Below are 23,571 nucleotides of genomic sequence, written 5' to 3'. Positions count from 1 at the left end.
GAACCGGCGCCACACTCGTCCAGCGATCCCGGATCGGCTTCGCCGTCCGGGATGACGATGCTTCTACCGTCTCAACAACCCACCCAAGGTCCCGCGCACGATGGCGCGCCCGATGGAGCTGCCCTGGCGGCCGCCGATGGACTTGCCGATCTCCGCCGCGAGATTGCCGACCGTCTGGTTGACGATGGTTCGCGTCACCTCGCGGGTGACGCGCTGTCCCACCGTCATGGAGCCCTTGCGCTGCGGGCCGGCGCCGAAGAGGCCGCCCAGCATGTCGAGGATCCCGCCTCCCCCTTCCGCCGCCTTCGCCTCGGCGGCCGCCTGCTCGGCGCGCTTGGCAAGCATCTCATATGCCGATTCCACATCGATGGACTGATCGTATTTTCCCTTCATGGGATTCGCCGCGATGATCTGCTGGCGCTCGGTCAGCTCGATCGGCCCGACTTGTGCCATGGGCGGCGCGATCAGCGTACGCTCCACCATGGACGGCGCGCTCTTGCCCTCGAGCGTCGAGACCAGCGCCTCGCCGACACCGAGTTCGGTGATGGCCTTCTGCGTGTCGAAGGCCGGGTTCTCCCGGAAGGACTGGGCCGCCGCTCGCACAGCCTTCTGCTCGCGCGGAGTATAGGCGCGCAGCGCGTGCTGGACCCGGTTGCCGAGCTGCGCCAGCACGCTCTCGGGAACGTCGATCGGATTCTGGGTGATGAAATAGACCCCGACGCCCTTGGACCGGATGAGGCGCACCACCCGCTCCACCGTCTCGACGAGGGCCTTCGGCGCATCGTTGAAGAGCAGATGCGCCTCATCGAAGAAGAACACCATCTTGGGCTGGTCGAGATCGCCTACCTCTGGCAGTTCCTCGAAGAGTTCGGACATCAGCCAAAGCAGGAAGGTGGCATAGAGGCGCGGATTGCTCATGAGCTTGTCCGCCGCCAGGATGTTGACGATGCCACGTCCATCGCGGTCGTTACGCATCAGGTCCTTGATGTCCAGCGCCGGCTCGCCGAGGAATTCGTCGCCCTGCTGGTTCTCCAGCACGAGGAGCTGGCGCTGAATGGTGCCGATGGTCGCCTTCGACACATTGCCGTAACTGGTGGTGAGCTGGCTGGCATTGTCGGAGACGAGCTGCAGCAGCGCGCGCAGATCCTTCAGGTCGAGCAGCAGGAGCCCCTGCTCGTCGGCGATGCGGAAGGCGATGTTGAGCACGCCCTCCTGCGTGTCGTTGAGATCGAGCAGGCGCGAGAGCAGCAGCGGCCCCATCTCGGAGATCGTGGCCCGCACCCGGTGCCCCTGCTCGCCGAACAGGTCCCAGAACACCACCGGGAACTTGTCGGGCACGTACTCGACACCGATGTCCTTGGCGCGCTTGACCAGAGGCTCCTTGCCGTTGCCGGGCGCTGCCATGCCGGAGAGATCGCCCTTGATGTCGGCGGCGAAGACGGGAACGCCCGCGTTGGAGAAGCCCTCCGCCAGCACCTGCAGGGAAACGGTCTTGCCCGTGCCCGTGGCTCCGGTCACGAGGCCGTGCCGGTTGGCGAGCCTCAGATCGAGATATTCGGGTTTCGTGCTCTTCCCGATGAAGATCTTCCCGTCCTGCAGCATCGCGTCCCTCCGAAATCCCTATAATGGATCTTAGAAGCGTTGCCGCGAGTTTCCACTCTCGGAATTCTTGATTAAACAGTTCAGATGTGAACTATCGGCCCCGTTCCAGCTTCAGGAGAATCAGATGGAAGAGCTTATCGCCCGCGTGACGCAGAAGACCGGTCTCGACGCAGCGACCGCCCGCAAGGCGATCGGCATCATCCTGGGCTACCTCCAGAAAGAGGGACCCTCGAGCGAGGTCAACCAGCTGATCGAGGCTCTTCCGGGCGCGATGGACGCCATCGAGGAGGGCAAGACCGGAGCCAGCGGCGGCCTCATGGGCATGATGGGCTCCATGGGCGGCGGCGTGATGGCGCTCGGCGGCCAGCTCATGGGCATCGGCGTGTCCATGGGCCAGATGCAGCCGCTCGGCAAGGAGCTCTTCACCTATGGCCGCGAAAAGGCCGGCGAGGACGTGATGGGCCCGATCGTCGGCTCGATCCCGGGGCTGTCGCAGTTCGTTTGATCACTCAAAGCTCGCCATCCGGGACCGTTAAAGCCGATGCGGGATCGTGGGCAGGATGGAGCCCCTGAACCTCCCCGGTGTCATCCCCGCGCAGGCGGGGATCCATAAACACGACGTTTTAGGAAAGGCGGGCAGCGTTACGCTTCATCCTGCCTCGTCAGCGGTTATGGATTCCGGGCTCGGCTCCGCCGCCCCGGGATGACAGCGCTGGACTGGTTTGCCCGATCCCGGATCGGCTTTGCCGTCCGGGATGATCTCTGTCAAAGAGCCAGCACTTCTGGGCCCGCAGCTGGCGCTGCGAGCCTGAAGAGTAATCGAGGGTGGCGCGTTGGGCAGCCCGGCTCGATGATGGATGGTGATAAGGAAGAGCCGGGATGCCTCTTCGCGCACGGCTTCTTTAGGCGGACAGGCGATGCCAGCCCGGTGACCGTCTCAGGCGGGGTCCGTCTGCTCGACGGGGGCCTGAGACCGGTTCCGACCACCGGCCCACAGCCTGGGCCTCCTGTCGGTGCTGCTTGCAAGGCTGCACCACAGGACCGTGCCTGCTCCCACACTGCGACGCCTCGCGAGCGCGCCCCTCTCAGGAACAGATCTAAGGAAACTATATAGCTTAGCTTAGGCGAATTATCAAGAACAAAGTGAGAACATGGCCTCCCCGTCATGGCCGGGCTCGTCCCGGCCATCCACGTCTTCGGTCCACTGCGTCTCTCCCTCTGCCCTCATCCTGAGGAGGTCACGCAGTGACCGTCTCGAAGGAGCCTCCAGAGAGCACGGGACGATCCTTCGAGACGCAGCCTCGCGGCTGCTCCTCAGGATGAGGCTGGAGAGATGGGCAGCGAAGACGTGGATCCCCGGAACAAGTCCGGGGATGACGAACAGGGTGGCAGGGCCGGAACAGTGTCATTCCCGGCCGGAGCGCAGCGGAGGGGAAGGGAATCCACCCGCACCCTCATCGCCATGGATCCCCTTCCCGGCCTCACGGCCGCCGGGGATGACACCGCGCGTTGTGGCTGGACCGCGGCGGGGATCGGGTCGATCCTTCCCCACCCTTTAGGGCATTCCCACCGCCTCCTCCTCCCGGTATTGTCCCGCCCTATTCGCGCAGCCTTCCTCCGGACGAGGCCTCCATGGACGATCTCTCTCTCGCCGCCGACTTTCCGCAAGCGACCCGCGAGCAATGGCTCAAGCTGGTCGAAGGCGTGCTGAAGGGTGGCGACTTCGAGACGAAGCTCGTCTCCCGCAGCCATGACGGCATTGCCATCCAGCCGCTTTATCCCAAGGCGGAAGGATCCACCCCGGTGGCACGCGAGCAGGCTGGTCGCTGGCGCGTCTCGCAGCGCGCCGACCATCCCGATCCTGCAAAGGCAAACGAGCTTGCTCTCCTCGACCTCGAAGGCGGCGCCGATGCGCTGACCCTCGTCACCCGCAAGGCTCCTGCGGCGCGCGGTTTCGGGGTGCAGATCAACTCCGTCGATGATCTCGACCGGACGCTCAAGGGCGTCATGCTCGACCTCATCCACCTGCGCATGGACGCGGGCGGGCATGGCCGCCAGATGGCCGCGCTGGTGCTGGCGTTGGCCGAGCGGCGCGGACACAAGCTTTCCGATCTCTCCCTCGATCTCGGCCTCGATCCGCTCAGCGCCATGGCGGCCATGGGCCGGATGTCGGCCTCCTGGGAGGCCATGGCGCAGCGCATGGGCGATACGCTGGCCCACCTGACGGACCAGGGCTTTGCCGGTCGTGCGTTCCTGGCCGATGGGCGCGTCTATCACGAGGCCGGCGCCAGCGAGGCGCAGGAACTCGCGGCCGTGCTGGCGACGGGCTTGAGCTATCTGCGCGGTCTGGAAGCCGCCGGGCATTCGCTCGATGCCGCGCGGCGCTCTCTGGCTTTTCTGCTCGTGGCCGATGCGGACGAGTTCCTTACCGTCGCAAAGCTCCGGGCCCTGCGCCGCCTGTGGGCGCGCGTCGAGCAGGCCTGCGGCATCGAGCCGAGGCCGATCCGACTGCATGCGGAAACCGCCTGGCGCATGACCACACGACGCGACCCCTGGGTGAACATGCTGCGCACCACGGTGGCGGCGTTCTCGGCCGGGATCGGCGGAGCGGATGCGATCACGGTGCTGCCCTTCACAGCCCCCCTCGGCCTGCCCGATGCCTTCGCGCGCCGTGTTGCGCGCAACACGCAATTGATCCTGCTCGATGAGTCCAACCTCGCCCGCGTGGCCGATCCTGCGGCCGGCGCCGGCGGGTTCGAGGCGCTCACCGACGCCCTGTGCGAAAAGGCCTGGGGCCTGTTCCGGGAGATCGAGCGCGAGGGCGGAATTCTGGAAAGCCTGAAGGGCGAAACGCTCCAGGGTCGCATCGCAACTGTTCGCGCCCAGCGGGAGAAGGCCGTGGCCACCCGCAGGGAGCCGATCACCGGCACGAGCGAGTTCCCGAACATCAACGAAGCGGACGTGACGGTTCTGATGTCTGTACCGGCCGCGACAGAGAATGACGGACCTGCGCCCCAGGCTGCTGCTCGCTCAGGGGAAACCTCATTCGCCTCTCTCGTGCAGATGGCTGCCGATGGAGCAACGCTGCCGCAGCTTGCCATGACGGCAGCGGGCGCCAACGTCGTAGCGATTGCCCCCCTGCCTTCCGTTCGCACCGCCGAGCCTTTCGAACGCCTGCGCGACATCTCCGACGCGTATCGGGCCAGGACGGGCGAGCGACCGAAGGTGTTCCTCGCGAACCTCGGCTCCATTGCCGATTTCACCGCCCGCGCAACCTTTACCAAGAACTTCTTCGAGGCCGGCGGTGTAGAAGCCATCATGAACGATGGATTAACAGACCAGGATAGCCTGCAAAAAGCTTTCACCGACAGTAAAGCCAAGATTAGCTGCATCTGCTCTACTGACGAGATTTACAGGCTTCATGCCCCTGCGACCGCAAGGACCTTGCATCGGGCAGGCTCAAAACTTATCTTCCTGGCTGGCCGCCCCGGGGAAGATCAAGAAGAGCTGACCGGGGCCGGCATAACAACCTTTATTTTCACCGGGTGCGATACCCTCAAGATCCTCGCCGAGGCCCTCGATAAGGCCTGCGCGGAGCCTTGAGATTGTCCTCCCGGCCCCACAACCGGGAGGATCACGGTTATGACTTTCACGAAGATGACGGCTGCAGCCCTCGCTCTCGGCATCATGGGCGCCGGCGCGGCCCTGGCCGCACCCAAGGACAAGCACGATGGCACCTGGCAGGTGCAGATGGTGACGGATTCCGGCATCTGCGGCACCAACACCTATGCCATCACGGTCGAGAAGGGGAATGTCCGCTACCACGGCAATCCCGGTGACACCCCGGCTCAGATCAGCGGGCAGATCGCCACCAACGGTTCCGTCAGCCTGGACATCCGCCGCAGTTCCGCCCAGGCCCAGGCCTCGGGCAGCCTGGCGGGCCAGTCCGGCTCGGGCGTCTGGAAGGTCGACTCCTACGGCTGCTCCGGCCGCTGGAATGCCCAGAAGCGCTCCAGCGTCGCGCAGAGCTGACCGGCCCCGCTTCTTTCAAGCCGCTGCATCCAACGGGTGCGGCGGCTTTTTTCGTGCCTGCGACCGTCTGCCATGAAGAGGAACCCCGCCCGAAACACCCACGTTGGTTCATCCGATCCAATGTGTTCAGGAGTGTTTGATGCGTGTTCTTTCCTGGCTTGGCGGAATCGCCATGGCGGGCCTTGTCGTGGTTCCCCAGGCCCAAGCCCAAGCCAACCGGTTCGACGGCAACTGGAGCGTCGAGGTCGTCACTGAGCAGGGCGCCTGCGACAGGGCCTACCGCTATCCCGTGATCGTCCAGAACGGCCAGGCCCGTTACGGCGGCCCTGAGAGCTTCAACGTCAACGGCCGGGTTCAATCGAACGGCTCCGTGTCCGCCAGCATCTCGCGTGGGCAGGACCGGGCCAATGTCTCGGGCCGGTTGTCCGGAGCTACGGGCCGCGGCACCTGGACCACCTCGGGCGGGCGGGTCTGTTCCGGCTACTGGAATGCCGAGAAGCGGGGGTGACACCCACACCGTCATGGCCGGACTTGTTCCGGCCATCCACGTCTTGGGAACCACAGCGCCTTAAAAAAGTGGATCCCCGGGACAGATCCCCGGATCAAGTCCGGGGACGGGGATGACGAGGAGGTCATCGAGGCCTCCGACCATGCGCCGATAGCCTCCCGTCAGCGGATGCCCTAGAATGCACCTCATTCGATCCGTTTCCACCGGCAAGGGCATCCGCTTCATCCCATGACCAGCATCCCGGATTTCGCGAGCGTCGCTTTCACCGACGCTCCCCTGGCATCCTCCCCGCAGGCCTCGGCCGAGCCGTGGCTGACGCCGGAGGGCATTGCCGTGAAGGGATCCTACGGGCCCGAGGATCGCGCCGGGCTCGACTTCCTCGATACCTATCCGGGCATCGCGCCCTTCCTGCGCGGCCCCTACCCCACCATGTACGTGAACCAGCCCTGGACCGTGCGCCAGTATGCGGGCTTCTCCACGGCCGAGGATTCCAACGCCTTCTACCGCCGCAACCTCGCGGCCGGCCAGAAGGGCCTGTCGGTCGCCTTCGATCTCGCCACCCATCGCGGCTACGATTCCGACCATCCGCGCGTGTCGGGCGACGTGGGCATGGCGGGGGTCGCCATCGATTCCATCTACGATATGCGCACCCTGTTCGCAGGCATCCCGCTCGACCAGATGAGCGTGTCGATGACCATGAACGGCGCCGTGCTGCCGATCCTGGCGCTCTACATCGTCGCCGCGGAAGAACAGGGCGTTCCCGCCTCCAAGCTGTCGGGCACGATCCAGAACGACATCCTCAAAGAGTTCATGGTGCGCAACACCTACATCTACCCGCCTAAGGGATCGATGCGCATCATCTCGGACATCTTCGCCTACACCTCCGCGAACATGCCGAAGTTCAACTCCATCTCGATCTCCGGCTATCACATGCAGGAGGCGGGTGCGACGCAGGACCTGGAACTCGCCTATACGCTGGCCGACGGCGTCGAGTACATCCGCGCCGGCATCGCGGCGGGGCTCACCATCGACCAGTTCGCGCCGCGCCTGTCGTTCTTCTGGGCGGTGGGCATGAACTTCTTCATGGAAGTGGCCAAGATGCGCGCCGCGCGCCTCATCTGGGCTAAGCTCGTGAAGGGCTTCAACCCGCAGAGCGAGAAGTCGCTGCCGCTTCGCACGCATAGCCAAACCTCCGGCTGGTCTCTCACCGCGCAGGACGTGTTCAACAACGTCACCCGCACCTGCATCGAGGCGATGGCGGCGACGCAGGGCCACACGCAGTCGCTGCACACCAATGCGCTCGACGAGGCGCTGGCCCTGCCCACCGACTTCTCGGCCCGCATCGCCCGCAACACGCAGCTGTTCCTGCAGCAGGAAAGCGGCACCACGCGCATCATCGATCCGTGGGGCGGTTCCTACTATGTCGAGCGCCTCACCTATGAGCTGGCGCAGAAGGCCTGGGCGCATATCCAGGAGGTGGAGAGCTTAGGCGGCATGGCGAAAGCCATCGAGGCCGGCATTCCGAAGCTGAAGATCGAGGAGGCTGCCGCGCGCACGCAGGCGCGCATCGATTCAGGCCACCAGAAGATCATCGGCGTGAACAGCTTCAAGTCCACGGACGAGGCCTCCATCGACATCCTGAAGGTCGACAACGCCGCCGTGCGCGCGAGCCAGATCGAGAAGCTCAAGCGTCTGAAAGCCGACCGCAACCAGGCCGATGTGGATGCAGCGCTCAACGCCCTGTCGCAGGGTGCTGCGGGCAACGGCAACCTGCTCGATCTGGCGGTCAAGGCCGCCCGCGCCAAGGCGACGGTGGGCGAGATTTCCGACGCTCTGGAAAAGGTCTGGGGCCGTCACCGGGCCGAGATCAAGGCGATCTCGGGGGTCTACAAACGGGAGGTCGGCATGGCGTCGCCAGCCGTGGAGAAGGTCCGCAATCTCGTCGAACAGTTCGAGCATGACGACGGGCGCCGCCCGCGCATTCTGGTCGCCAAGATGGGCCAGGACGGACATGACCGCGGCCAGAAGGTGATCGCCTCGGCCTTCGCCGATCTCGGCTTCGACGTGGATATCGGCCCGCTCTTCGCAACTCCGGCGGAAGCGGCCCGTCAGGCCATCGAGAACGACGTGCACATCATCGGCGTCTCGTCGCTGGCGGCCGGCCACCTGACCCTGGTGCCCGAGCTGAAAAGCGAACTCGCCAAGTACGGCCGGGAGGACATCATGATCGTGGTCGGCGGCGTGATCCCGCCGCAGGATTTCGACGCGCTGTACAAGGCTGGCGCCTCGGCCATCTTCCCGCCCGGCACGGTGATTGCCGACGCGGCCGTGAACCTCATCGAAGATCTCAACCAGAGGCTCGGCTACGGGCCGAAGCAGGCGGCGGAATAGGGCAGCCTCCCCTTCCCTGCCTGTGAGGATCCGGAGCCTATCAACCCTCCGATAACCCTCTGAACCGATAGAGGATCTGACCTTACCAGCCCGGGCGGATTACATCGCCCGCTTCATTGATCCGTAAGATTCCCCATGGGAAGCTTCCTGCAAGTTTTTTTAAAGCAATTGCGGGGATCCCATGGCCATCAATCTCGAAAATTACACGCTGACCTTTTCCGACGAATTTACGGGCAATTACCTCGATACCTCGGTCTGGGGCACGAAGTACTGGTGGGGCGGGCGCACGCTGGCGAGCAACGGCGAGATGCAGTACTTCGCCGACCGCTCCACCGCGGTAATTCAGCAATATCCGAGCCTCGATCCGTTCCGGATCTCCGGCGACCCCTATCAAACCGGCGACGGCGTTCTGACCATCACGGCCCAGCCCTCCCCGGATACGAGCCTCACCGATGGCCTGCCCTATGTGTCGGGGCTCATCAACACCTATGGGACGTTCTCCCAGACCTACGGCTATTTCGAAATTTCGGCGCAGGTGCCTTCGGGCCAGGGCCTGTGGCCGGCCTTCTGGCTCTTGCCGCAGAGCGGCAACTGGCCACCGGAAATCGACGTGCTGGAACTGCTCGGCCACGACCCGTCGACCTATTACGTCGGCTCGCACTGGAAGGATTCCACGGGCAAGCACGCGTTCAAGACGCAGGGGATCTCCACCGGCATCGATCTCTCGAACGGCTTCCACAGCTACGGCACGTTGTGGACCGCCGAGACGATCACCTACTATCTCGACGGTACCCAGGTGTTTTCCATAGCGACGCCGGCAGGCATGAACGAGCCGATGTACCTCCTCGCCGGCCTCGCCGTCGGCGGCAACTGGCCCGGTGCGCCGGACAGCACGACCGTGTTCCCGGCCGAGTTCAAGATCGACTACATCCGCGCCTATGCGCCTAGCATCAAGCCGACGATCTCGGGCAACGACAGCAACAATTCGCTGGTCGGCGACAAGGTGGCGACGGCTCTCAACGACATCATCTTCGCCTATGGCGGCAACGATACGATCGAGGGCCTGAAGGGCAACGACACCCTGGCGGGCGGCAGCGGCGCCGATACCTTCATCTACCGCACCGGCCCAACCGGGCACGACGTGATCCTCGACTTCGATCCCCTCGGCGGAGACGTCGTGCGCATCACGAAGGCGATTGCAGGCCAGAAGAACTTCTCGGGCCTGTATCGGATGATCAAGGACAATGGCGAGGGCGATGCGGTTCTCAAGCTCGCCGACGGCGGCTCGATCACCTTCGACGGCGTGAGGAAGGCCCAGCTCGCCTACGACGACTTCCTCATCGTGTGAGAGTGCTTTGTCGAGCGGTCTCTCACGACCGCTCGATTGCCCGCTTCACCACCTGCTGCACTTCCTTGTTCGACAGGAACAGGTCGTGGTTGATGATGCCGCCGCCGAATTCCGAGGCGTCGGCGACGCGCACGCCCAGGGCTTCCAGCCGCTCGCGGTCGGCCGCCCCTGCCCTCACGATGCCGCCGGCGAGCCGGCTCGAGACGGCGAGCGCCCGGTCGTTGGTGGAGCTGATGACGGTGATCTTCTTGGCATCCGGCCCCAGACGCTCCAGACCGCGGGCGAACAGGTCGATATCGATGTCGGGAGCGGCCAGCACCACCGCGCCGATGCGCTCCATGGCGCTCTCGCCGCCGGAGGCGCGCAGCATGCGCAGGGTCTCAAGGGTCAGCAGCGTGCCCATGCTGTGCGCCACGATGTGGATGCGCCCGCCGCTCGGGGTCTTGGCGATGGCGGCCAGCAGATCCTCCAGCGAGTCGCGCGACCACATGGCGCTCTCGCGGTCGGCCACGTAGCTGAAGGTCGAGGCGGCGGACGGCCAGGTGAAGAGGCCGGTCACGCCCGCGAACTTGATGCCCTCCGACAGGTCGATGGTCGAGGTCGCGGCCGTCTCGAAGCTCTCCTTGTAGCCGTGGATGTAGAGCAGCAGGTCGCGGCCGAAGGCGGCCTGCGCGAAGGCCTGCGCGGCGCTGCTCCGCTCCACGTTATCGACCTTCGCGATGCTCCAGCTGCCGCTGCTGAGGAGCGAGTCCGATGGTGGGATCAGGCGCGCCTCCGCGAAGATCATGTCTGCCGAGCGTTCGCTGCTGAACCAGGGCTTCCTGAGCGGTTCGCCCACCGGGAGCCGCGTGGTGGCGACAAGGAGCTTGGGATCCTTGCTCAGTCCAATCTTGAAGGATGCGGGACTGACGAGCGCCGAATCCTCTCCGACGCAGCCGGACAGGGCCACGCCGGCAAGGCAGACGATCGCGAGGCGGGAGAAGGAAAAACGCATGGAGCCCAGGTTTCGACAGGAGACGGGAAAGGTCATGCTGTTTCGCCCTCGATCATGGCATGCGCAAGGCGGAAACCCTGCGGCACGCCTACTCGTGCCGGATCGCGGTAAAGCATTGGTGAACGGGAGCATGGGGTCCGGTGCCTTGATGCAGGCAGGCCCCGACCGTACCTTCCCCCCATGCTCGCCGCTCTCGCCCGTACCCTCCTTGTCATCGTTGCGCTTTTTCTCGTCCCCCTGGGGGCTCATGCCCTCTGGTGGGCCATGCGCGACGATATCGCGCCGAATTGGGGGGCGGCCGACTGGTCGAGCGCGAAGCTCCTGCCGGCGGCGTCCGAGGCTCCCGGGGCCATTGTGGCGGTCTATGCGGCACGGGTCGGACGCTGGCGCGGCATCTTCGCACACCACACCTGGGTGGTGGTGAAGGAGGCCGGAGCCCGCCAGTACACCCGCTACGACAAGGTCGGCTGGGGCAGCCCGGTGCGAACCAACGGCTGGGCGCCGGACGGGCGCTGGTTCGGCAATGCGCCCCATCCCGTGGTGGTGATCGAAGGCCCCGAGGCCGAGCGGCTGATCCCGCAGGTGCGCCAAGCCGTGGCGAGCTATCCCTACCAGACCTTCGGCGCCTACAACGCCTGGCCCGGCCCGAACTCCAATACCTTCGTGGCCCATGTGATGCGCTCCGTCCCCGAACTCGCGGCTCCCCTGCCGCCCACGGCGCTGGGCAAGGACTGGCAGCCCTGGCGCGACATCGTGGGCCTGACCCCGAGCCGAACCGGCATCCAGATCTCGCTCGGCGGCTATGCGGGCATCGCGGTCGGCTGGATCGAGGGGATCGAGCTCGACTTCATGGGCCTCGTCGCCGGCCTCGACCTGCGCCGCCCGGCCATCAAGATTCCCGCCTGGGGACGGTTCGGCATGGATCCGATCACTTGGTGAATATGCTGACGGGCCGTCGGCTCAGACCTCGCTGAGATAATGGGTCAGCGTGAGAAAGCGCGTCATGCCAAGCGTCTCCGCCAGCTTTATCGAAGCGGCATTGTCTTCGGCGACGTGGTAGCGAGGAACGCATGCACGACGCGCCAGCTCGGCCAGGGCTGTTCGGACGGCTCGCGATCCCAGCCCTTCGCCACGCCTTGCGGGAACCGTGTAAACGCCGCCGATTTCCCAAATCGCCCCGTCGATCTGAAAGGCAAAACAGGCTGAAAGGGCCTGTCCATCCTCCTTCACGGCGGAGACGAAGGCGCGACCGCTGTCGATCAGGCAGCCCAGCCACTCCGGATCATGGTCCTGGGCTGCGAACATTCGAGACAGCGAGTCGCTGAGGGCGAACTCGACATCTGCGCCCGGAGCGGCGGCGGCAAACGCCGATGCCGTATACGAGTGGTAAGCCGTCTGTCTCTTCAGCGGGAACTCCTCGGCGACTACGAGTCGGTCAGCCTCATCGGTCAGCTTGAAGACCAGGGTCTCGCCGCGCGGCGCGAAGGCCAGCACCTTCCGGGTGAGTTCCGGGCGAGTGCTGGAGATGATCGCGGAGACCCTGGCCGCCGGGTAGGCCTTCCGATCGAAGCTGCTGAACCGGTGATCGACGAGGAGAAGGCTGGCAACATCATGGCCGTCGACGGCCTGGTGGAGAGTCGAGCTCCCGAGCGTCGTGTCCAGAAACTTCAGGAGCACCACGTTCCTGAGGGGATCGCGCCTGAGGATCTCAAGAGCGCCGGTGATTTCGGTTGTTCCCGGAGGCATTCTGGAAGAGCTCTTGTCATTCGAACGTAGGCAGGGAGGGATCGGCCAGGGATCTTTATGGAAGATGCTCTTCGGTCTCCAATTCATCTTGCCGATATGTCGTATCAATTCGCCTTATGAAGCCGCGTCAGCCTCTCTGTTCCGCCTAAGAACCGAGTCCACTTTTCCGCACAATGCGCTAAAGCTCCCGTATGACCGGGGGCACTCAAAAGACACCAGTTTCGGCCGAGATGGTTGCCGGCGGCGACCGGGCCGCGCTGGCGCGCGCCATCACGCTCATGGAATCGCGCCGGCCCGACCATCGCGAGGCGGCCCGCGTTCTTCTTCAGGAGCTGATGCCCCGCACAGGCAAGGCCGTGCGGGTCGGCATCACCGGCGTTCCCGGCGTGGGCAAGTCCACCACCATCGATACGCTGGGCTCCATGCTCACCGAGAAGGGCCACAAGGTGGCGGTGCTCGCCGTCGACCCCTCCTCCACCCGGACCGGCGGGGCGATCCTCGGCGACAAGACCCGCATGGCGCGACTGGCCGCCGACCCGAACGCCTTCATCCGCCCCTCGCCCTCCTCCGGGACGCTCGGCGGCGTCGCGGCCAAGACCCGGGAGACCATGCTGCTCTGCGAGGCCGCCGGGTTCGACGTGATCCTGGTGGAGACCGTGGGCGTCGGCCAGTCGGAAACGGCGGTGGCGGACCTCACCGATTTCTTCCTCGTCCTGATGCTGCCGGGCGCCGGCGACGAGCTGCAGGGCATCAAGAAGGGCATCCTGGAGCTTGCCGACCTGATTGCCGTCAACAAGGCGGACGATGCGGGCGCCAAGGCAAAGGCAGCTGCCGCCGAGTACAAGGCCGCCCTGCACATCCTTGCCCCAGCCTCGCCCACCTGGACCCCCCCCGTGCTGACGGTCTCAGGGCTTACCGGCCAGGGACTCGACGAGCTCTGGACCAAGGTGCTCGACCACCGAAAGCGCCTCGAGGCGACCGGCGAGCTTGCCGCCAAGCGGCGGGCGCAGGACACGAAATGGATGTGGGCCCTCGTCCACGAGCGCCTGCACGAGCGCCTCACCCACGATCCCGCCCTGCGTCAGCGCGTGCCGGAGATCGAGCGCGCCATTGCGGGCGGCACGCTGTCGCCCAATGCGGCGGCGAGCGAGATCGTGAAGCTGCTGGGACTCTAATTCAGCAGGCCGGGTGAGCGCATCGTCAGCGCATTCACGCCGCGCCCGTGATCTCCGAAGTGGGCCTGATCTGCCCGAGTTCGATCCCGTTCCAGTTCTTGAGCACGGGCTGCGCCAAGCCTTCGACCACTTTGCGCTCGTTGTCGCTCAAGGGGAGGAAGCGAAGGGCGAGGCCGGCCATCATGGCCTCGGCCGCGCGGGCATTGCCGTCGTCCGCCTTCAGGGCGATTCCGTAGCCGAGTTCCGGGAACGACGCGCAATAGACGCCCTCGGCGCCCACTTTCACGAAGGCGCGTTCGCCGAGACATTCCATCAGCTTCGTGTCGAACCGTCCGGTGCCGGCGACCATGAAGGGATGGCGGGCCACGGCCTTGCGGATCCGGGCGGCCGCGGCCTTGCCGTCGCCCGGCAGGCCGATCCCGGTGCCGAACCGGGCGAACCCGAAGGCCAGCGACGGGAGCCGGATCGCATAAGTGGGGATCGAGCAGCCGTCGATGCCGCTCTTCTCGACCGAGTGGCAGGCGCCCGTGATGTCCTCCAGGGCCTCGCGCACGCTGCGCTGGACCGGGTGATCCGCCAGCACGTAGCCTGTGGGGTTCTCCCCTTGGCCGCAGGCGAGGCAGATGAAGCCCGCATGCTTGCCCGAGCAGTTGTTGTGCAGGGCGCTGGGGCTTGCTCCTGACGCCGCCAGGGCGCGGTTCGCGGCCTCGCCCATGGGCCAATGGGTGCCGCATTCGAGGCAACCGGCATCCTGGCCTGCCTTGGCCAGCATGGATGCGGCCACCCTCACATGGTCCGGTTCACCGGAATGGGACGCGCAGGCCAGCGCGATCTCTTCGTCGGAAAGGCCGTACTTGTCCGCGATCCCGCTCTCGACCAGCGGCATGGCCTGAAGCGCCTTGACGGCGGAGCGCGGAAAAACGCGCCGGTCCACGTCGCCGATCGACAGAACCGTGGCCCCTTCCGCGTCTACCACCGAGACGCTGCCCCTGTGGCGCGACTCGACCAGATGGCCGCGAGTGACCTCGACAAGAAATGGATTGTCCATCAATGCCCCGTTTGAAAAGCGGCGGTGTTGTGGAGGCACTGATGGCAGAAGTCAAAGGGGACGTTGTTGCAAAAGAGCGGAAAGTCCCCCCGAAATCGTCGCAGGCGACGGCTTGCGGCTCGGCGCTCGCCACCCTAAACCCAAGGTTCAACGAACGGGGAGCCCCTGATGCATGTCGCGATGATCGGAGCAGGCTATGTGGGCCTGGTGTCCGGCGCCTGCTTTGCGGATTTCGGCCACGAGGTCTGCTGCGTCGACAAGGACCCGGCCAAGATCGAGGCCCTCAACCGGGGCGAGATCCCGATCTTCGAGCCGGGACTGGCCGAACTCGTGGCCAAGAACGTGCGCGAGGGGCGACTGACCTTCACCACCGACTTAGGCAAGGCGGTCAGGAGCGCCGAATCCGTGTTCATCGCGGTGGGAACCCCCTCCCGGCGCGGCGACGGCCATGCGGACCTGTCTTATGTCTACCAGGCCGCCCGCGACATCGCTGCCGCCATTGACGGCTACACGGTGATCGTCACCAAATCCACCGTGCCGGTGGGCACCGGCGACGAGGTCGAGCGCATCATCCGCGAGACCCGGCCCGATGCGGAATTTGCTGTGGTGTCCAACCCGGAATTCCTGCGTGAAGGCGCGGCCATCGCCGACTTCAAGCGCCCGGACCGCATCGTGATCGGCACCGAGGACGAGCGCGCCAAGGCGGTGATGAACGACATCTACCGGCCGCTCTACCTCAACCAGTCCCCGGTGCTCGCCATGTCCCGGCGCACCGCGGAGCTGACGAAGTATGCGGCCAATGCGTTCCTCGCCACCAAGATCACCTTCATCAACGAGATCGCGGACCTGTGCGAGCATGTGGGGGCCAACGTGCAGGACGTGGCCCGGGGTATCGGGCTGGACAACCGCATCGGCTCCAAGTTCCTCCATGCGGGTCCCGGCTATGGCGGCTCGTGCTTCCCGAAGGACACGCTCGCCCTGATCAAGACCGCGCAGGACCACGAGGCGCCGATCCGCCTCGTGGAGACGGTGGCGGCGGTCAACAGCCAGCGCAAGCGCGCCATGGGCCGCAAGGTGATCGCGGCCTGCGGCGGTTCCGTGCGCGGCAAGACCATTGCGGTGCTGGGCCTGACCTTCAAGCCCAACACCGACGACATGCGCGATGCGCCCTCCCTCGATGTCATCACGGCCCTGCAGGATGCAGGCGCCCGGGTGAAGGCCTACGATCCGGAGGGCATGGAAGCCGCCCGGTCCATGCTGACCGATGTGCAGTACGCGAAGGACGCCTATGACTGCGCCCGCGATGCCGATGCCCTGGTGCTCGTGACCGAGTGGGACCTGTTCCGGGCGCTGGACCTGCGGCGCCTGAAGGCCGCCCTGGCCGAGCCTGTGGTGGTCGACCTGCGCAACGTCTACCGGCCGGACGAGATGCGCCGCCACGGCTTCACCTATGTGAGCATCGGACGCCCGTGACCCTGACCTGGGACCGGCTTGCGCGCCGGTCCCGCCGATGCCATGAGAGGGGCATCTCAAAGATTGCGCCACCGGGAGCGGCTCATGCAGACCTTCTTCGTCGAGATCAAGTGCAAGCTCGGCAAGACCTACGCCGTTGCGAACGCCCTCGCGGACCGGGAGATCGCATCCGAGATCTACTCGACTGCCGGCAACTACGACATCCTCGCCAAGTTCCATGTGGACGACGGGGTCGATATCGGCCACTTCATCGCGGAGAACGTGCAGGTCATCCCGGAGATCGCCGACACGCACACGATCATCACCTTCAAGGCGTTCTGACGCCTGCCGTTCCGTCTGTGATCCAGGTCACATCGGAAAGCCCCTGCAGCGATTAACATCGAAACTCCTTCAGGGAGGATCCGATGTCATCTCGCACGGACTGGCAAAAGGTCTACCGCTTCTGGTTTCCGGTCGATCTCTCGAACGCCGACATCGCGGCCCATTGGCAGATGCTCGCCTGGTGGATGCGCGGCGGCGCCAATGCGGATCTGGTGCGCTTCGCGCCCGTGGTGCATGCGGCGCGATCGGGCCGGTTGGATCACTGGCTGGAGACCCCGCAGGGGCGCCTGTCTCTCATCATCGTTCTGGATCAGTTTCCACGCGGCCTGTTCGCCGGGGCGGCCGAGGCCTATTCGTCGGATCAGGATGCATTGAGCATCGCCGAGGAGGGCTTCCGGAACGGGCATTACGAGGCCCTGCAGAGCCCCTATGAGAGGTTCTTCCACCTGCTCCCGCTGGCCCATGCGGAGGGTCCGGACCACCTGGAGCGGATGAGGCGCATCGTGGCCATTTCGGAACAGGCCCTTGAGGAGGCTCCGGAGCACCTCAAGCCCGTCTGGGCATTCTCGCTGGGCCAGGCCAAGGCCAATGCCGACGTGATCACCCGCTTCGGCCGGTTCCCGCACCGCAATCCGGTTCTGGGCCGAGCCTCAACGCCGGTGGAACTGACTTATCTGGCCAAGGGAGACTTCGTCCATATGCGGACGCTGCCGGCCTCGGCCCAATCGGCGATCAGCGCCGTCGGCTGAGAGGCAGTATAAGCCTGCTGGACCAAGCAATGGGGGAGCACCCGATCCAACCCGTATCAATATAACAATATATAGTTATAATCACAGGAACCGGGTGGCACGCTCAATGGACCAACTTAAAGGTGCCATCTCTCGATTGTGGGGATCCTTTCATGCCAAGCGTCAACCGCAACATGACCACTCTTGAGTGGGTCATGCTTGTTACCCTCTCCGTTCTCTGGGGAGGATCGTTTTTCTTCACCGGGGTGGCGGTCAAGGAGCTTCCGCCCTTCACGATCGTCGTGCTGAGAGTCGGTCTTGCGGCCTTGATCCTCAACATCGTGATCCGGACTATCGGGTTGCGCATTCCTGGCGACAAGCGGGTGTGGATTGCCTTCTTCGGCATGGGACTTCTCAACAATGCTATCCCGTTTCCATTGATCGTGTGGGGGCAAAGCCACATCGCGAGCGGGCTCGCCTCCATTTTGAACGCCACCACGCCGCTATCCACAGTCATCGTGGCTCACTTCCTCACGCAGGATGAAAAGATGACCGGCAACAGGCTCGTGGGCGTGCTGATCGGCTTGGTTGGCGTCGTGGTGATGATTGGGCCGGAGGTATTGACGGGTCTCGGGACCAACGTACTGGCTCAACTCGCCGTCCTGGGAGCAGCCTTGTCGTACGCCTTTGCAGGCGTTTACGGACGCAGGTTCAAACAGATGGGCGTTGCTCCCATGGTGACAGCAACGGGTCAGGTAACGGCCTCGACGATCATCCTGATCCCAGTCGCTGTCCTCTTTGAGCAGCCATGGCAGTTGCCCATGCCGAGTTTGCCGGCTTGGGGTGCGCTGATCGGCATTGCTGCCCTATCGACGGCTCTTGCCTACATTCTGTATTTCCGGATTCTCGCAACGGCCGGAGCCACCAATCTCCTGCTTGTGACCTTTCTGATCCCGATCAGCGCGATCATCCTGGGATCGGCGGTACTCGGCGAGCGGCTGGACCCCAAGCATTTCCTGGGTATGGCCCTGATCGGTCTCGGACTAGCTGCGATCGACGGCCGTCTCATCAAGCTGCTCCGGCAAAAGAAGCAGGTGCCTCCTGAAGCATATCAGGGGCAGGACATCTGAGCTCGGGTCACGATTGCCTTGTCGGGTCATCACGGGCCCTTGAGGAGGCTCCGGAGCACCTCAAGCCTGTCTGCGCATTCTGGTTGAGCCAGGCCGAGGCCAAAGCCGACGTGATCACCCGCTTCGGCCGGGTTCCCGCATCGGAATCCGATTCTGGGCCGAGCCTCAACGCCGACGGAGTTGGCCTATCTGGCTGAAGGTGACTTCGTGCATACGCGGACATGGCCGGCTTCGGCCATGTCCGCGATCAGCGCTATCGGATCAAGTGCCACCACGAGCACTCCCGATTTGATCGATGTAGAACAATATGCAATTTTATTAAGTTGCATGCATATACAATCCATCACATCGCGTGGGGCATGCAACTTGGGAGTGAATAATGAAAAAAGAGAAAGACAAGAAGAAGCCACCGACAGTATTGACTGAGAAAGAGCTTGCCAGCGCTGCTGGTGGAAAAGTCAGCATGACTGATTTCCACTTCATCATCGGTTAGCGGCTAGAACTAGCGCTCAGTGACTTAGTCGATCGGAGCTACCGATGATCACATCGGTAGCTCTGCTTCATCTGCACGATCATTGCATAATGGAGTTTGCTTCCGCAGTTCTCTCAACCGGACGGCTGATCTCGGCGAGATAAGGGCCGATGCCTTCATACCGATCAAGGCGGCGGACGATCTTCGAATCGATCTTGTTGTAGAGCTCGGCGACGGTCACGGGACGGCGCTTGCGGCCCTTGCCTTCCATGAAGAGCCCGGTATTGGCCCGGGCCGCCTTCGGGAAGAGCGAAGAGGCCTTCATGTTCGGGTCCCGATCCAGCACTTCGAGGAACCGGACGGCGCTGGACGCGCCCAGGAAGTGGGCAAGGTAGAGCTCGGCCTCGGCCAGTTCCCGCTCGCCCTGAGCCTGAAGGGCGCGTTCCACGTCCTTGATCAGCTCGCCGGCCATGACCGCCGAGAAATAGGGATCCGTGCGCAGGCTCATGATCCATTCGCGGTCCTTGGGATCGACGGCGAGCTCGCCGTTCACGTAGCGGATCGCCTCGGCGGCTGCCTTGAAGCCGTAATCGGCGGCATGCTGGTAGACGGTCTCGATCCAGGTGCTGTCGATGAACTGGAACAGCCCCTGGGCCGAGGAGGTGCGTGCCTTGGCTTCGGGCGAGAGGCTCGATTCCACATCCGCCAGGGTCATCATGTAGACCGGATCGACACCGGTCGCATGGGCGGCCTTGAGGATGGAATGCACCAGCCAGCGCGGCACGTTGCGCCCATTGAAGGGGATCAGCTCGTCCGGATCACCGATCTCCGTCTCCGAGATGGTCGGGGATGCCGGCTCCTCGACCCGCGGCTTCACGATGGAGAAGGCGCCGTCGAGGATGGCCTTGAAGAGACCCGGATCCTTGGCAAGCTTCGGGGTGAAAGCCACGGACGCCGTTACCACCGAACCGGTGATGTCCTCCTGCACGGGCGCAACGGCAACAGGCCGCGCCAGCAGTCCGGTGGGGATGGTGGCCACGGCGGCCGGACCGGCACTGAGACCCTGGAAGCCCATGATCAGGCCTGCGGCCAGGGCGAGGTGGAGTGAGCGGCGACTTCCAGTCTTACGCACATCCGCAACAGGCTGCGGTACTGCGCATAGCAGCGTTCTCGCGTTACTCATCATCACTTATCCCGCATAGCCCAACCGGACGATCAGGCCTTCCCTTGTGTTCTTCTGGGCACAAGGGTTGACGGGTAGATGTGTCGAGAATCGGTCAGCTTGGCCATAAAAAGTAGGATTTCGCTAACCTTGTCCGGCTTTTCCCCGGGAAATGTTCAGGTTTTTTCCGGAAATTTAGGATGAGGATTGTGCGACGAGCTGTGCATTGGTCCGCTCGAGGCGCTTGGCCAATTCCCGCATGATGGCCAGGGACATCTGCGGGAACTGGGCCAGGAGCTCCAGGAAAACCCTCTTGTCGATTCGAAGCGCCGTGGTCGGCTCGGCCGCCATGATCGTTGCCGAGCGCGGGGTATCGGACAGAATTCCCATCTCTCCCACCAGGGCGTTGCTGCCCAGTTCCGCCACCTGGATATCTCCGCCAGGGGTGTTGAGCAGCACGCTGGCCCGCCCGTCGAGGATGACGTAGGCGGCGTCGGACGGATCTCCCTGGGAGAAGAACCGCTGCCCTCCGGCGAACTGCACCCGCTCGCTGGTGAAGGCGAGAAGCTTCAGACGAGCGGGGTCCACATCCCGGAACATCGGGACCTGCCGCAAGGACTGAACTTCCGTCTCAAGGGTCATGCCACCTCTCCTGCTATCCTCTGGGGGGCGTCCGGCTCGGGCATGGAGGGCCTCGGAGCCGGAGCGGCCGTCTTGTCTGTTATGATCTGTCCATCGCGAAAACGCATCTGAACATCGAAGTCGCCGGCCTGTCGATCATTCGGAAGCACCATGAACAGGCTTTGTTGATCGAGAAGGTCGAGAAGCAGTTGCATCAGCTGCTGGCTGCGCGCCTCGTCGAAGGGCGCGAGGGCACCATCGATCACCAGGATGTCCGGGCGTTTCACCAGGCATCGAACCAGGTTGACGCTCGCCCGCTCCTGCGGCGAGAGGAGCCTGCCCGCCGTGCCCACCTGATATTCCAGGCCGACCCTCTCGACCTCCTCCTGAAGGTTGAGCTCGCGCACGACGGCGGCCACCGCTTCCGCAACCCGCGCGCGGGCATTGGCCACCTGATAGCTGACCCGTCCGAACAGGAGGTTGTCCCGCAAGGGGGCGGCCGAGCAGATCCCTTCCGGGTCATAGAATTCGACGCCGGCCGATCCGGCCTTTTCGAGAACCTCCCGGACGAGCCCCCGTGCCTCGACGATCCGGCCGGTCATGGCGTCATCGAGAAGGCCCAAGCGATGCCGGGCTTCGATATAGGCCAGCGGCAGGGACAGAAGGCGCGTCCGGTCCTCGCGCCTCAGGCTGCCCTCTCCCCGGCCACGACGACGCAGGATGGCCTCGAACTCGGTCAGCTCATCGGCGCCGATGAAGGAGAACTGCTCGAACAGGGAATGCCCGGGCGGCAGGCCTTCGAAGATCTCGGTCATGGTCTCGGCGATCTGAAGACCCATACGGACGAGGTCGTCCGTCATCTCCGCCCTGTCGATGGCGTCGCGGAACTGGGCATTGTCGGCGAGGTTGCGCCCCTTGAACTCGTCGGAGATCGGCACGCCGAAGAGAAGGTTTTCCGCAATCGTCGCCTGGCTGTTGTAACACGCCGGGTCGAAGGGCTCGACCAGATCGGCCATGCCATTCGACTGGAAGGTGTCGCGGAGGCGGTGTCGGGCTTCGACGAGGCGCTCGGCAAGGCTCGTATGGCGCTCCGGATCGATCCTGCCGGCAAGGCCGAACAGATAGATCGTGTCGCCCATACCCACCTTGTCGAGAAGATCGAGGAGGATGCGGTCCAGCTCGTTTTCGTCCTTTGCGCCAAGGCGCTCGTAATCCACCCACTGATCGGAGATGCTCTCAATCGGGTTGCCGGTTCTGAGCGCCTCCGCGATCCGCCGGTCCATCTCCTGCCTGTCCTCCTTCAGCCGGCCCAAGGGCTTGGAACGGAGGCCATAGACGAGATTGTCGCGAATGCTGCCGGGGAAGAGGATCGGATCCACGCCCGCATAGGCGATCCTGTGTCCGGTTACAGCCATGGGAAGCTGGGTCAGGTCGCGCTCGCCGATTCGGATCCGGCCGCTGAACTCCAGGCTCCGACGGGCCAGAATGCGCGCCAGCATGCTGGCGGCCGCACCGCCGTTCGAGATCAGCGCAACGCTTGTGGGCAGCTCGATCGTGAAGGCGCCCCCTTCGATGATCAGGTCGCCGTGCGGTCCGGCAATCCGGATGTCCTCGCCCACGAAGGAGCCGGTCAGAGGCTGGTCCGCCTCCCCCGCCTCACGCGACTCCAGCAGCGGGCCAAGTCTGTCCTCGGCGAAGTGCTGGGTGACCTGATCGTACTTCACCTGAACGTCGAGACGCTGCTGGTCCCAGTCGATCAGCTCCTTCAGGGGCGGCGGCAATTCGCGGTAGGCTGCGATCACGGCGACGAGCTGGCCGATGTCGAGGGTGCCGCGCAGGGCGAAATAGCCGCCGATGGCGTAGAAGAAGAACGGCGTCAGCTGGGCCAGGAAATTATTGAGGGTTTTGACGAAGAATTTCCGGTTGTAGATCTTCAAACGGATGGTGAAGAGATTGAAGAGCCGGTGCCCGATCTCGGCCCTTTCCCAGCCATAGGCATTGTGGACGTGGACGACCTCGATTCCATCGAGGACTTCCGCAATGCGGCCCGCCAGCTGGCGGGAGGCGAGCTGACGCTGCTTGCCGAGACGCAGCAGCTCGCGACGCAGCCGCGGAATGATCGTGAACTGCACGGCGATCACGGAGAGCGCGATCAGGCCGAGCCAAACGTTCTGCACCATGATGAACACGAGCGCCGTGATGGCCTGCGTGCCAAGGAACACGGGGGTGATGAAGGCATCGCCGATGAAGCCGCCGATCGGTTCGACCTCATCCTTGATGATCGTTGCGGTCTCCGAAGATTTTACGGTCCGCAGGGCATCCGGCGTGAAGCGCAGCACCATGGAGAACAGGTCGAAGCGCATGCGCCGGAGCATGCGCTCGCCCAGCACGCCCTTGGAGACGTTGATCCAGTATTTGAAGGCCCCGTTCACGATGACAAAGAACAGGAACACGAAGGACAGGCCCATGAGCAGGCCGACCCGGCCGACCTGAAAGCCCTCGAAGATCTCCCACGAGCCGCCGCCGCCGAGCCAGCCCGGCCAGTCGAACGACAGATTGAGGAAAGGAGCCGTCGGGTTGCCGTCCCGGAAAGCCTCGCCCTGGATAGCCTGGTTCACGATCTGGCGAGGCAGATCGAGCGACATGAAGTAAAATGGCAGGGACGCGAGCACGACCGCGCAGATGATCATCTGGTCGCGCTTGGAATGGGTCCAGATATAGCGGAAAAGGCTCTTTTCCATCAGCGCAGTGATGCCATCTTCATGTGCCTGTGATCCCTCTTTCCGTTTTGGGGCATCGCCATAGTTTGACGAGGGGGGC

The 23,571-nt window shown here is 64.3% G+C and carries 19 protein-coding genes and 1 pseudogene; 13 read left to right on the top strand and 7 right to left on the bottom strand.

Annotation, left to right across the window (positions count from 1 at the left end; all coding sequences use genetic code 11):
• Window positions 1–63: 63 nt before the first annotated feature.
• Window positions 64–1,602: a helicase HerA-like domain-containing protein gene (locus MA07_RS26380; RefSeq protein ID WP_036359450.1), complete on the bottom strand. Its 1,539-nt coding sequence runs from the start codon at window positions 1,600–1,602 to the stop codon at window positions 64–66.
• A 124-nt stretch (window positions 1,603–1,726) separates the two neighbouring features.
• On the opposite strand from MA07_RS26380, the gene MA07_RS26375 reads away from it, so the two are divergent.
• The 6 genes from MA07_RS26375 to MA07_RS31055 all read left to right on the top strand — a co-directional run bounded on the left by MA07_RS26375 (window position 1,727) and on the right by MA07_RS31055 (window position 9,881).
• Window positions 1,727–2,107 carry a DUF2267 domain-containing protein gene (locus tag MA07_RS26375; protein WP_036359449.1) on the top strand — a complete coding sequence of 127 codons (381 nt, stop codon included), beginning with the start codon at window positions 1,727–1,729 and terminating at the stop codon, window positions 2,105–2,107.
• A gap of 1,127 nt (window positions 2,108–3,234) precedes the next feature.
• A complete protein-coding gene (locus tag MA07_RS26370; protein ID WP_036359447.1) occupies window positions 3,235–5,205 on the top strand; it encodes a methylmalonyl-CoA mutase subunit beta in 1,971 nt (656 codons plus the stop codon).
• Between the two features lie 39 nt (window positions 5,206–5,244).
• Complete coding sequence (locus MA07_RS26365) at window positions 5,245–5,634, top strand: hypothetical protein (RefSeq protein WP_052003568.1); 390 nt, start codon at window positions 5,245–5,247, stop codon at window positions 5,632–5,634.
• Between the two features lie 139 nt (window positions 5,635–5,773).
• Window positions 5,774–6,142 (top strand): hypothetical protein, encoded by a 369-nt coding sequence (locus tag MA07_RS26360; protein ID WP_036359444.1) that lies wholly within the window; start codon window positions 5,774–5,776, stop codon window positions 6,140–6,142.
• Window positions 6,143–6,370: 228 nt separating this feature from the next.
• Entirely contained in the window at window positions 6,371–8,533 is a 2,163-nt protein-coding gene (gene scpA, locus MA07_RS26355; RefSeq protein ID WP_036359441.1) for a methylmalonyl-CoA mutase, read from the top strand.
• A gap of 181 nt (window positions 8,534–8,714) precedes the next feature.
• A complete protein-coding gene (locus MA07_RS31055) occupies window positions 8,715–9,881 on the top strand; it encodes a family 16 glycosylhydrolase (RefSeq protein WP_052003567.1) in 1,167 nt (388 codons plus the stop codon).
• Window positions 9,882–9,903: 22 nt separating this feature from the next.
• Here the strand turns inward: MA07_RS31055 and MA07_RS26345 are convergent, their stop codons facing one another.
• Entirely contained in the window at window positions 9,904–10,875 is a 972-nt protein-coding gene (locus MA07_RS26345; RefSeq protein ID WP_036359438.1) for an alpha/beta hydrolase, read from the bottom strand.
• 180 nt (window positions 10,876–11,055) lie between these two features.
• Between MA07_RS26345 and MA07_RS26340 the strand changes: the two genes are divergently transcribed.
• Complete coding sequence (locus MA07_RS26340; RefSeq protein ID WP_036359434.1) at window positions 11,056–11,814, top strand: DUF3750 domain-containing protein; 759 nt, start codon at window positions 11,056–11,058, stop codon at window positions 11,812–11,814.
• 21 nt (window positions 11,815–11,835) lie between these two features.
• Here MA07_RS26340 and MA07_RS26335 read toward each other — a convergent pair whose 3' ends face one another.
• Window positions 11,836–12,621 carry a GNAT family N-acetyltransferase gene (locus tag MA07_RS26335; RefSeq protein ID WP_036359433.1) on the bottom strand — a complete coding sequence of 262 codons (786 nt, stop codon included), beginning with the start codon at window positions 12,619–12,621 and terminating at the stop codon, window positions 11,836–11,838.
• Between the two features lie 191 nt (window positions 12,622–12,812).
• Between MA07_RS26335 and meaB the strand changes: the two genes are divergently transcribed.
• Window positions 12,813–13,796 carry a methylmalonyl Co-A mutase-associated GTPase MeaB gene (gene meaB / locus MA07_RS26330; protein WP_036359431.1) on the top strand — a complete coding sequence of 328 codons (984 nt, stop codon included), beginning with the start codon at window positions 12,813–12,815 and terminating at the stop codon, window positions 13,794–13,796.
• Window positions 13,797–13,830: 34 nt separating this feature from the next.
• Here meaB and MA07_RS26325 read toward each other — a convergent pair whose 3' ends face one another.
• Window positions 13,831–14,844: an asparaginase gene (locus MA07_RS26325; RefSeq protein ID WP_036359424.1), complete on the bottom strand. Its 1,014-nt coding sequence runs from the start codon at window positions 14,842–14,844 to the stop codon at window positions 13,831–13,833.
• Between the two features lie 168 nt (window positions 14,845–15,012).
• Here MA07_RS26325 and MA07_RS26320 point away from each other — a divergent pair, with 168 nt between their 5' ends.
• From MA07_RS26320 to MA07_RS29830, 5 genes and pseudogenes are all read left to right on the top strand, one after another.
• A complete protein-coding gene (locus MA07_RS26320) occupies window positions 15,013–16,317 on the top strand; it encodes a UDP-glucose/GDP-mannose dehydrogenase family protein (RefSeq protein WP_036359420.1) in 1,305 nt (434 codons plus the stop codon).
• 84 nt (window positions 16,318–16,401) lie between these two features.
• On the top strand, window positions 16,402–16,638 hold the full coding sequence (locus MA07_RS26315) for an Lrp/AsnC ligand binding domain-containing protein (RefSeq protein ID WP_009494007.1): 237 nt from the start codon (window positions 16,402–16,404) through the stop codon (window positions 16,636–16,638).
• An 83-nt stretch (window positions 16,639–16,721) separates the two neighbouring features.
• Complete coding sequence (locus tag MA07_RS26310; RefSeq protein ID WP_052003566.1) at window positions 16,722–17,387, top strand: DUF924 family protein; 666 nt, start codon at window positions 16,722–16,724, stop codon at window positions 17,385–17,387.
• Between the two features lie 152 nt (window positions 17,388–17,539).
• The gene (locus tag MA07_RS26305; protein WP_052003565.1) at window positions 17,540–18,496 is read left to right on the top strand and encodes a DMT family transporter; all 957 of its coding nucleotides are present in this window, start codon (window positions 17,540–17,542) and stop codon (window positions 18,494–18,496) included.
• 107 nt (window positions 18,497–18,603) lie between these two features.
• Window positions 18,604–18,691 (top strand): annotated as a pseudogene (locus tag MA07_RS29830) (DUF924 family protein); the annotation flags it as partial.
• A 377-nt stretch (window positions 18,692–19,068) separates the two neighbouring features.
• Here the strand turns inward: MA07_RS29830 and MA07_RS26300 are convergent.
• From MA07_RS26300 to MA07_RS26290, 3 genes are all read right to left on the bottom strand, one after another.
• Window positions 19,069–20,151, bottom strand: a complete 1,083-nt coding sequence (locus MA07_RS26300) for a transglycosylase SLT domain-containing protein (RefSeq protein ID WP_160195501.1) — start codon at window positions 20,149–20,151, stop codon at window positions 19,069–19,071.
• A 174-nt stretch (window positions 20,152–20,325) separates the two neighbouring features.
• Window positions 20,326–20,772, bottom strand: coding sequence for a Crp/Fnr family transcriptional regulator (locus MA07_RS26295; protein ID WP_036359417.1), 447 nt, complete (start codon window positions 20,770–20,772; stop codon window positions 20,326–20,328).
• Window positions 20,769–23,492 (bottom strand): ABC transporter ATP-binding protein, encoded by a 2,724-nt coding sequence (locus tag MA07_RS26290; RefSeq protein ID WP_036359416.1) that lies wholly within the window; start codon window positions 23,490–23,492, stop codon window positions 20,769–20,771. Before MA07_RS26290 ends, MA07_RS26295 begins: the two co-directional genes overlap by 4 nt.
• Between the last annotated feature and the right edge of the window lie 79 nt (window positions 23,493–23,571).

This window comes from Microvirga sp. BSC39 (assembly GCF_000739015.1).
In the GTDB taxonomy this organism is placed as follows: Bacteria; Pseudomonadota; Alphaproteobacteria; order Rhizobiales; family Beijerinckiaceae; genus Microvirga.
Note: the sequence above shows the minus strand (reverse complement) of the source record. Positions and strands in the feature narration are given on the sequence as shown.